At 26.8% G+C, this 11,561-nt stretch carries 8 protein-coding genes and 1 pseudogene; all 9 read left to right on the top strand.

The window, feature by feature from the left end; genetic code table 4:
• The first annotated feature begins 69 nt into the window (after positions 1-69).
• The 9 genes and pseudogenes from JM47_RS02315 to JM47_RS02280 all read left to right on the top strand — a co-directional run bounded on the left by JM47_RS02315 (position 70) and on the right by JM47_RS02280 (position 10,534).
• Positions 70-522, top strand: coding sequence for a hypothetical protein (locus JM47_RS02315; RefSeq protein WP_208894811.1), 453 nt, complete (start codon positions 70-72; stop codon positions 520-522).
• Positions 523-634: 112 nt separating this feature from the next.
• Complete coding sequence (locus JM47_RS02310; RefSeq protein ID WP_208894810.1) at positions 635-964, top strand: hypothetical protein; 330 nt, start codon at positions 635-637, stop codon at positions 962-964.
• Positions 955-1,329, top strand: a complete 375-nt coding sequence (locus tag JM47_RS02305; RefSeq protein WP_208894809.1) for a hypothetical protein — start codon at positions 955-957, stop codon at positions 1,327-1,329. Before JM47_RS02310 ends, JM47_RS02305 begins: the two co-directional genes overlap by 10 nt.
• Positions 1,330-2,214: 885 nt before the next feature.
• Positions 2,215-3,621 (top strand): GA module-containing protein, encoded by a 1,407-nt coding sequence (locus tag JM47_RS02295; RefSeq protein ID WP_208894807.1) that lies wholly within the window; start codon positions 2,215-2,217, stop codon positions 3,619-3,621.
• 465 nt (positions 3,622-4,086) lie between these two features.
• A complete protein-coding gene (locus tag JM47_RS03965; RefSeq protein WP_244870371.1) occupies positions 4,087-4,260 on the top strand; it encodes a type I restriction-modification system subunit M N-terminal domain-containing protein in 174 nt (57 codons plus the stop codon).
• Positions 4,257-4,475: pseudogene (locus tag JM47_RS04020) on the top strand (hypothetical protein); the annotation flags it as partial. The gene JM47_RS03965 and the pseudogene JM47_RS04020, both read left to right, overlap by 4 nt.
• An 18-nt stretch (positions 4,476-4,493) precedes the next feature.
• Entirely contained in the window at positions 4,494-6,278 is a 1,785-nt protein-coding gene (locus tag JM47_RS02290; RefSeq protein ID WP_244870370.1) for an HsdM family class I SAM-dependent methyltransferase, read from the top strand.
• Entirely contained in the window at positions 6,265-7,647 is a 1,383-nt protein-coding gene (locus JM47_RS02285; RefSeq protein WP_208894806.1) for a restriction endonuclease subunit S, read from the top strand. The genes JM47_RS02290 and JM47_RS02285 overlap by 14 nt, the downstream gene beginning before the upstream one ends.
• Positions 7,640-10,534, top strand: a complete 2,895-nt coding sequence (locus JM47_RS02280; RefSeq protein ID WP_208894805.1) for a type I restriction endonuclease subunit R — start codon at positions 7,640-7,642, stop codon at positions 10,532-10,534. The genes JM47_RS02285 and JM47_RS02280 overlap by 8 nt, the downstream gene beginning before the upstream one ends.
• The last annotated feature ends 1,027 nt before the right edge of the window (positions 10,535-11,561 follow it).

The following is an 11,561-nucleotide window of genomic DNA, read 5'->3' as shown; positions in this document are numbered from 1 at the left end:
ATTTCACAATCCAAACTTTTAAAAAGGAATTTTCAACATAATTTTAACTATCAAAGGATTTATTAATATATGAGTAAATTCAAAAATAAGAAGGCACTAGCTTTATCAGTTGGTGCTATTATGGCAGGGGTTAGTGTTATTGGAATAGTTGCAGCTTGTGCACCAACGAAAGCGAAACCAAGCAAACCTTCTCAAGGTACTCAAAACCCGTCTCAATCTGGTGGAACTCAATCTACAAACCCAGGAAGTGGTAGCGCTACAAATCCAAGTGGTCAAGGTTCAAACAATGGTGGGACAACTAATCCAACTGATCAAGGTTCAAATAATGGTGGAACAACTAATCCAACAGGTGGTTCATCAAAAACTTCTCCAGAAACTACACCTAAAAATGATAGTGGAACTTCTAGTGATAATAAAGACACTAATAAGCCTAAAGATGATATGAAACAAAGCGATGCTCCTGATGCAGATTCAAACAAAACCAATAAACCTAAAGTAGAATCTGGTGATGGTAAGATGTAAAATACTAAAACTGAACAGCCAATAGAAGGATCTGGCTCACAACCTAACAAGAAAGCTGAAGAAGGTAATAGTCAAACAGGAACTGGAAAAGCACAATCAGACCCTCAAACTGGTGGTACAGAAAATCCACAACCTGAATCACAACCTGGTAAGAAAGCTGATCAAGGTAATAGTCAAGCAGGAACAGAAAATCAACAACCTGAATCACAAGCTGGCAAGAAAGCTGATGAAGGTAATAGTCAAACAGGAACTGGAAAAGCACAACCAGACCCTCAAACTGGTGGTACAGAAAATCCACAACCTGACTCACAACCTGGTAAGAAAGCTGATGAAGGTAATAGTCAAACAGGAACTGGAAAACAACAACCAGATCCACAAGCTGGTAAGAAAACTGAAAATTCTGATACTAGCGAATCTGAGAAACAAAAAGAAATGGAGCTAAAATCAAAATTAACTCCTATTAAACTTACTTTCGAAGATAAATATTTTTATTTGAGATTAAGAACATCTAAAGCAACGTTTGATAATAATATAAAAAATGACAGACTTAAGTTTGAATTAGATAAAGGAAACGGTGTATTTGAAGAATTTGCATCAAAAATTAATCAAGGTGGGCATGATGCATACTATTTAAATTATTTAGATGAACAAAATGGCTTTGTATCATTTGCTATCTCTTCAGAACAAGGGTACGGTACTGATCCGAGAGAAAAAGGAACATACAAAGTTACAAAGGTTTGATTATCAAGTGATACAACTAAGAAAAATTTATTAATTGGAAATAGCAATACAGTTGATGTTAAATAAAATAAAATATTAAAACTTGCTTTAAATATTACAAAAATTAAATCCATAATGACTTGAAACAACTTAAATGTTTTGAGTTCAAAATGGATTTTTTCTTGTTTTTGTAGTTTGTGCTATTTGGATGTAAATTCATATTTAACCAACTGAACAAAACCTAATATTAAATTCTAAAGCACCTTTAACTTTTTTAAAAGGCAATCTCAATCTTTTGTATTTGAATTATCTTGTTAGTTTATTTTAAAGTTAAACAATTTAACTTTTATTTGGTATAGATTTTCTTGTCTATATCGTTGTCTTTATCTTTTAATTTGTTTATTAAGTTATAAGGGTTTTCTGATAATTTATTCTTCAAATTATTTTTTAAAGAAATTGTAGATGAATTGTGTTTAATTGTAATTGTTTCAAGCTTAGTCTTTCTGGCTAAAGCCATTTTTGATTATTTATTTTTGTTCATCGGAATATTTTCTATTCCTACCGTTTTTAATAGCTATAAATAATATCATTCTATTTATCTTATTAAATACTTAACATCGTCTTCTGATATTAAAAATATTTACTATTTTTCTAATTTTTGTCATTCATTATATAGCTAAAAAACTCTTCCTTTTGTAATCAATATAGTTTGACAAAACCCCATTCAAAATTTTTAAATAAGTACAGATTTTTAAAGGGGGAGCTGTTTTTAGGCAAAACATATATAAGAAAAGCGACAATAAACATTTTCTTCTAAAACACTTTTAACCGGAACATTCGCCTAGAAAGTCCTTTTTTTTTTTTTTTTTGCAGCACGAAAAATTGAATTTAGAATTGCTCTATATTTCTCAAACCAAACTTTTAAAAAGGAATTTTCAACATAATTTTAACTATCAAAGGATTTATTAATATATGAGTAAATTCAAAAACAAAAAAGCACTAGCATTATCAGTTGGTGCTATTATGGCAGGGGTTAGTGTTATAGGAGTAGTTGCAGCTTGTGCACCAACGAAAGCGAAACCAGCTAAACCCACTGAAAAGAAAGTAGAACAACCGCAAACAGGTGGTAACGAATCTTCAAACCCAGGTAGTGGAAGTGCTACGAATCCAAGTGGTCAAAGTTCAAACAATGGCGGATCTGCAAATTCATCAGGTGGTTCAACAAATACTACACCAGGTGCAACTAACCCTGCAAATCCGGGAAGCCAAGGTACAGAAAACAACCCAACAACTCCACCAACTAATTCTTCAACTCCTGAAACTATACCTAAAGATCCCAAAACTCAAGATGATAAACCAAGTGTAGGTTCTGGTACTGAATCTGGTTCTAAAGATAAAACTGAACAAACACCACCTACAACAGAACAAAATCCAAAAGTAACTGAATCACCTAAAGAAAATGGAACAGGAACAGAAAATAAAGGAGAATCTACTGATAAAGAACAAAGTGGCAAAAGTGGCGATGGTTCTCAAAGCAGCGAAGATAATAAACAGCAAAGCGATGAAGAAAAGCTAAAAGCACAACAAGAAGCAGAAGAGAAGAAAAAAGCAGATGCTGAAAAAATGCTATCATATAAGAAGATAAGTGTTAAAGCACAAATTGATGATTTAATTTATATTCCAGATAAAAGATTAAATGAAATTAAAGCAAATATTGACAAGATAGAGAATCCATCTGAATCTGATAAATTAACCAAAATTCTTGATGAAGCTAAAGAAGAAGATAATAAATATAAAGAGCTAAATGACAAAAAAGAAGCTGCTAAAAAAGAAGTTAATGCATTAGAAAATATTCAACAAGATCAAAAAGATAAATTTATTGAAATGTTAGATAAAGTTGAAGACATATCTAAAACCAATGATATTCAAACTATTCTTCAAGAAGCAAGAAAAGAAGAAGCTAAGATTATTGCATCTAAGCTAGAAGTTACCCCTGTTGGTTCAAGCTCTCTTACAAGAAAACTTGACAATAGTAATGGTAGTAATAATTATTTATATTTTAGAGTAAAAACAACTCCAGAAAACTACGAAAAAATTATGAAAAAACGTTTTGTCATGGTAATTGATAAAGACGGTAAAAATACTACTAATGAGACATCAGCAACATTTGATGGTGCTAATAATACAACAATATATCATGAAGATGTTAAAAAAGAAGATCAATCTGTTGCTTTTACTATTTTATCTTCTCAACCATATAATGACAATGAATCAGGAACATACAAAGTTATAGGTTTATATTTAGAGGGTGACTCAACTAAAAATATACTAAAAGGACAATCTAACTCTCTTGTTATTCCTGTTAAAACTAACCAATAATTACAAATTAAATACTAGTGAGATTTTAACCCCACTAGTATTTTTTATTTACTTTAGTTTAAAAGTTATTAATTAACATTAAGTATAAAAACCTTAATAAAATTAGAAAATTAAACCGATCTAAGTTTTATATCTACAAACAGATCTCTTTAAATAATTCAATTACTAGACATAAACTAGTTAATTACCAACAATGTTTAAGTAATAAAATGCCTATTTAAATAAGGTATAAGTAAAGTAATTTCTTAGATTTTTAAGAACTTATTTATAATTATATTAATGTATGATTAATTAAATAGAGACTATTTATAATAAGAACCATTTATTATTAATAAATAAATGAATTAAAGAAATAAGATTAATAACACTAATAATATAACAATACCACTAATGTAATGATTTAAAAATAACAAACCAATTAAGATATAAACCCATCTAAATATAAATATATAGGAGCTTATAAATATGGAAAAGAAACTTTCTTTTGAACACAATAAACTAATAAGTTTTATTTGATCAATAGCTGATGATTGTCTTAGAGATGTGTATGTAAGAGGTAAGTATAGAGACATCATTATACCAATGACAGTGATTAGGCGATTTGATGCGGTTTTTGAAAAATATAAAGCTGATTTTTAAAAAAAGTAGAAGAATTCAAAGATCAAGGTTTTGAAAATGATGAACTTGATAAAGCGCTTGAAACTGTTTCTGATACACCATTTTACAATAAATCAGAATACACATTAAGTGATTTAAGGAATGAAACAAATATTCAAAATCTAATACTTAAGTTTAAAAACTATTTAAAAGGCTTTTCATTTAATGTTAGAGATATCCTTGCTAAATTTGAGTTTGATAAACAAATTGATAAAATGGGTGAAGCTAGAATCTTAGATGCAGTTATAGAAAAGTTTGTATCTAGTGAAATTAATTTAAGTCCATATCCTATAACGAATAATAATGGGGATATTATCAAACCTGGGCTTGATAATCATTCAATGGGGACTTTATTTGAAGAGCTTATTCGAAAATTTAATGAAGAAAATAACGAAGAAGCTGGAGAACACTTTACACCACGTGATGTTGTTGAATTAATGGGTGAATTAGCTATTATCCCAGTTATCGATAAGATAAAAGATTCAACATACACACTTTATGATGGAGCATGTGGAACGCTTGGAATGTGTACAGTAGCTTCTGAAATTCTGCAAAAATATGCTGCAAAAAACAATAAAACAGTAAGTATTCATATGTTTGGACAAGAAATTAATCCGGAAACATATGCTATTTCAAAAGCTGATACTTTAATTAAAGGTGATGAAGCACAGACTGAAAACATTTTTTGAGGTTCAACTATTTCAAATGATCAAACAGCTGGTAAGAAATTTGACTTTATGCTTTCAAATCCACCTTATGGTAAAACATGAAAAACCGATCTAGCTTTATTAGCAAAGGGTGGTATTTCAAAAGATCTAAAAGAAAATGTTAATGACCCAAGATTTGTTGTAAACTTCAAAGGCGAATCTGAATATAGAATGATTCCTGATGTTAGTGATGGGCAATTATTATTTTTGTTGAATAATATTTCTAAAATGAAAGATACACAATTTGGCAGTCGTATAGTAGAAGTTCATAATGGTTCAGCACTTTTTACAGGTGATGCTGGAAATGGCGCAAGTAATGCACGTAGATATATGATTGAAAAAGATCTAATTGAAGCAATTATTCAATTACCTGAAAACATCTTTTATAATACAGGAATAACAACTCATATTTGGATTTTATCAAACAGAAAAGAAGAAAAACGAAAAGGTAAAATTCAATTAATTGATGCAAGTTCATTTAAAACAACTCTAAGAAAAAATCTAGGTCAGAAAAATTGTGAAATTTCTGAAGATGATAAGAAGAAGATCTTAGATTTATACATAAACTTTAGAGAAGATAAGTATTCAAAAATATTTAATAATGAAGATTTTGGATACTATAAAATAACAGTTGATAGACCTTTAAAAGTAGCTATTAATTTAAGTAAAGAAAACTTTGAAAAAATTAATTCAATTTATTCTGAATTAGAGATAGGTACTAAAAACATCAATAAATCAAAATTAGCAGATTATGGTCTAAAAGATTCAAAAGGTGCAATTTTAGAGCTATCAAATTCTGAAAAAATGTTAGCTTATTTAGAGATTTTAAAACAACTAGTTTCATCTCAAGTTTATCTTGATTTAGTTGAATTTACAACTAAGTTTGATAATTTAGCAAAAGAAACTAAAATAAAAGGATTAAATTATTCTTCTTTTGAAAAAACAGGATTTATTAGTCTTTTAATTGAAAAGAATGAAAATGCAGCTATTCAAAAAGATAATAAAGGAAATATTATTGTAGATCCAGATTTAAGAGATACAGAAATTGTGCCATTAAACTATAATGGTGGAATTAATCAATTTATGATAGATGAAGTACTTCCATATCATAACGATGCATTTGTAAGTGAAAAAGATACTAAAATTGGTTATGAAATCAGCTTTAGTAAGCATTTTTATGTACCTAAAAAGCTTGATAAAGTTGAAGATATTGTTAAAAGAATTCAAAAACTAGAAGCTGAAACTGATGGTTTACTTTCTAAGATATTGGATGGTCTTTATGAAGAAATATAATAGTTATAAAGAGATTAATTTACCTTGATTAAAGGAAGTGCCTAGTCATTGGGAAGTTGAAAAAATTCGCCATGTTTTTGAAGAAAGAAAAGAAAAGAATATTAATGCCAAAGAGAAATTTATTTTGTCTGTACTAAAAGGGATTGGTGTTATACCATACAGCGAGAAAGGTAATATTGGTAATAAAGCTTCTGAAAATATCGAGAATTATAAAATAGTACATAAAGATGATATTGTTTTAAACTCTATGAATATGATGGTTGGATCTTTAGGGAAATCAAATTATAATGGAGTTTTAAGCCAAGTATATTATGTTTTAAAGTTGATTAAAAGCAATCAAATGGACATAAATTATATGGAATATGTTTTTAAAAATTCTATTTTTTATGAATCGTTTAGAATTCTTGGTAAGGGTATTTTAGATCATAGATTAAGAGTTCCTATGGATACATTTAAAAACGAATCTTTACCATTACCACCTTTACAAGAACAAATCCAAATCGCCAATTTCCTTGATTGGAAAATCAATAAAATTGATAAGTTGATTGCTAAAGAAAAAGAGAAGATAAGGGAGTTAAATTATTTAAAAAAGATAGTTATTTCAGACATATTCATGTCAAAAAAAGAAAATACTAATAAAATAGCTAGTAAATATGAATGGATAGGAGAAATACCTGAGTATTACGAAGTTTTTCCTTTAAAGAAGCTATGTTATAAAATAATTGATGGAACGCATCAAACACCACAATACACATCTAAAGGAATTCCGTTTTTGAGAGTAACGGATATTTCAAAAATCGAATATGGTGAGAGTATAAATTGGGATAATGTAGCTTTTATTAGTAAGGAAGAACATAAAGAATTATATAAAAGATGTAATCCTGAAAAAAATGATGTACTTGTATCTAAAAATGGAACAATTGGAATTCCGAAAATAGTAGATTGGGATGAAGAAGTTAGTATTTTCGTTAGCCTATGTTTACTTAAGCTAAACAATTTAGTGATTCCTGAATGGATATATTATTACTTTCTAACATATTTAACAGAAAGGGAAATTTCCTATGGTGGCAAAACAGGAACAATAACTAATTTGCATCTTAATAAAATAAGAGAGTTTAAAATACCCGTGCCTAATCTAGAAAAACAAAAAGAAATTGTTAAAAAAATTAATCTTAGCATTAATGAAATCAACAACCTATTTAATAAAACAAACCAACAAATCCAAAATCTAGAATCTTTAAAACAATCTTTAATCACTGAAGTTGTTACAGGACAAATTGATGTAAGAGATGTAGTGATACCTGAGTATGAAAAGTTTACTTTAGAAGTTTCTGATGATGTTGAAAAGGAAATAGAAGATAATGAATAGAAGTTTAAATCCTGAAGCAGCTTTAGAACAAGAAATAATCAATTATTTATCTAATCATGGTTATTTATACATAAAACCATCTGATATTAAAAATAGTTTTAATAAAGAATATGCAATCGATCAAGATAGACTTTTTTCATTTATTGAAACTACTCAACCTAATGTATTTAATGTTCTTAATCTAGCAGATCAATCAGCTAGATCTAAGTTTTTATATAATTTAGATAAAGCAATTAAAAAAGATGGAATTATTAGTGTACTAAAAAATGGAATTAAAATATATCAGGTTTCATCAAATGTAATTCTTTTTTATCATTTATTAGATGAAAAAGACCCAGATACTAAAATAAAATTTGAACAAAACATTTTCAGTGTTAGTAACCAACTAACCTATAGTGATAAAAATAAACAACTAGAATTAGACTTATGCATTTTTATCAATGGCTTACCAATTATTACTATTGAACTAAAAAGTAGATCATCTTCAACAAATTGATCATATGTTGATGCTATGGAACAATATAAAAATGATAGAAGTAATTTAGACACATTATTTAGTTTTAAAAGATGTATTGTCCATTTTGCAATGGATGAAAATGATATTGCTTTTAGTACTAAAATAGATGGTGATAAAACATTCTTTATGCCATTTAATAAAGGAAAAGATAATGGTGCAGGAAATCCTATATCCAATGATGGGTATATGACTGATTATTTATGAAAAGAAATCTTAGATAAAAAGAACCTTACTAGTTTAATAAAAGATTTTTGTTATGTTCTCAAAGATGAAAAAAATAATGAAAAATTAATTTTTCCAAGATATCACCAATGAAGAGTTGTAACTAAATTAGTAAAAGATGCTTACGAAAATAAAGTAGGCAATAAATATTTAATTCAACATAGTGCAGGTAGTGGAAAATCTAATTCTATTACATGACTTTCTTATAAACTTGTAGGATTAGAAAAAGATAAAAAACCAATTTTTGATTCAGTTGTAGTTATAACAGATAGAAACAATCTTGATCAACAAATCTCAAACAATCTTGATCAATTCGGTCATCTTAGAACTATTTTTGCTCATGCTAATGATTCAAATGAATTAGCTAAATTTTTAAATGATGGAAAGAAAATTATTGCTACAACCATCCAGAAATTTCCATATATTTTAGATAAAGATACAAGTGATTTAGCTAATAAGAATTTTGCAATCATCATTGATGAAGCTCACTCTTCGCAAGCAGGAGAATATTCGAAAAATTCAAATATTGCTATTTCAGGAGCAATTAATCCAAATAATGATACTGAAGAACCTGAATTAGATGATTATATTTACAATTTTATCAAAGCACAAAAAATGCCTAAAAATGCTAGTTTTTTTGCTTTTACAGCAACACCAAAAGCTGAAACTTTAACATTGTTTGGAGAAAAAGTGTTTGATCTATATTCAATGAAGCAAGCAATTCAAGAACGTTTTATCTTAGATGTTTTAAAAAACTACACTACTTATAATAACTATTACAAGATTATAAAAACCATCAAAGAGAACCCTAAACTTGATGCTTTAAGAACTAATATAGAATTAAAAGCATATACACATGGACATGAAGTCCCAATTAAAGAAAAATCAAAAATAATAGTAGATCATTTTATAACTAATGTTTCTTGAAAAATTGGAAATAAAGCTAAAGCAATGGTTGTTACAAAAAATATTGATACCGCTTATAAATATCACACAAATATCTCTAAATTATTAAAAGAAAAAAGAACTAACTATGAAGCTCTTATTGCATTCTCAGGTGAATGAGAAGATTCTGGTGTTAAACGTACTGAAGCTAATATAAATGGTTTTTCTGATTATTTAACAGCCAAAAAATTTAAAGAAGATAAATATAGATTTTTAGTTGTTGCAGATAAGTATCAAACAGGGTATGATGAACCGCTTCTTAACGCTATGTATGTTGACAAAAAATTAAGTGGAGTAAGAGCTGTTCAAACCTTATCTAGATTAAACCGATGTTTTAAAGGAAAAGATGATACTTTTGTATTAGATTTCTATAATGATGTTGATGAAATTAAAAAAGCTTTTCAACCTTATTATTCTGAAACATTACTAATTGATGAATTAGATCCAAATAAAATGTATAAACTATTAAGTGATTTAGATAATAAACAGATCTATACAGATAAAGATATCGAACTAGTTGTTAATTGATATAAGAAGCGCAATATGGAATTAAAAGAAATAAACCCTACATTAGATACTTGTGTAGATTTATTTAATAAATTATCAGAAGATAATCAAGACAAATTTAAAATTGGAATTAAACAATTTATTAAAGAATACAACTTTTTAGCAAATATTATAGAAACCCCAAAAGAATGAACTAAAAAATATTTTTTCTTTAATCAACTAGTTAAAAGACTACCTAAATCCAAAAAAGATAATTTATCAATACCAATTCCTGAGATAATTAGTTTACAAAATTATAGATTAGAAGAAAATGATCAAACACATATTGTATTAGAAGATAAACAATCTGAAATATCATTAAATTACAAATATTATGATTATAAAATACAACCTGTAACAGATACTCTTGACAACTTAGTTTCTTATTTTAATGACTTCTTTGGTGATAATGATACTGTCTATCAACATATATATGAATTACAAAGTAATTTATATAAACAAGCTACACTAAGAAATGCAATTTTAAATTCAGATCGTGAAAATATTATGCTTGAACTTGAAAAAGTATTAAAAAAAGAATTAAATAATGGTGATCCTGAACTATTTAGAAAATATATAAAGAATGAAGAAAGATTTAAAGATAGATTATCATCTTGGCTTCTTGATGTATTAATTCAACAATATAAGCCATCATAAATCTTTTATTCTTAAAAACACAATAAATTTAAAAAACAAATGAACCTGCTTTATATGGGTGTTATTTGTTTTTTTATTGTCTTAAAATTAGAATTTGCTTTTTGCGTACACACTTATTTAGTTTTGTAGTTATCCTACTATCATAACAACAACAACAATAATAATAATAATAATAATAATAATAAACCATAAAATTAAACTCTATAAACCTTTTAGTTTTTTTAAAGTTAAAGTTTTTAATCTCTTTTTAGTGTAGATTCTTTTGTTGATAGGATTGCTTTTATCATTTAGTAGATAAACTAAAACACAAAGGTTTTAATAACTTATTTAATTGATTGTTAACTAAAGTAGTTATAGATAAATTACATTAATCATAATTATTAAAAAGGTAGATCAGTTTTATCATTTTCTAACTTTATTAAATGAGTTAGAAAATAGGATTAATTAATGAATAGATATAGCTTTATAAATAAAGTATTAAACTTGTATAAATTGGTATATTCTTAATTACATTAAAGCTTTTAATGTATTAAATACAACATCTTTCTTTTGTTTTTAGATATGATAAAAATAATGGTTTAGGGTTCATGGATATTAATTATGGATAATAACAAATTTAGTACTTACACATCAGAACATAATATTACATTTAATATTTACAAACCTTAGTTAGAATTAAATCTTTTAAAAATAATTATCTTAATAAAGTAAATAGATCTATTGAATTAATTTCTATTAATGATAGGGTTTATATTGTAAGAAAATATTTAAGAGATAATGCTAATACTTTTGTTTATAACTTTTATATGAATATTAAATATTAAATAAAAATTATTATGTAGCTGAAATTATTAAATTTATTTAAGAAAATGTTTTTAATAAAGAAGAATTTAAAGGATAATAAGTGCACAATACAAATGTTTGAAGTAGTGTTGCACTACGTTTGCTAAATCTTAACAAGATTATTTTTTGCTAAAATAGATAATAAACAACATTGACGATCTCAATATAATTGATTAGGCACTAA

Source organism: Ureaplasma diversum (assembly GCF_000941095.1).
GTDB lineage: Bacteria > Bacillota_I > Bacilli_A > Mycoplasmatales > Mycoplasmoidaceae > Ureaplasma > Ureaplasma diversum.
This window is presented reverse-complemented; position numbering and strand designations above follow the sequence as displayed.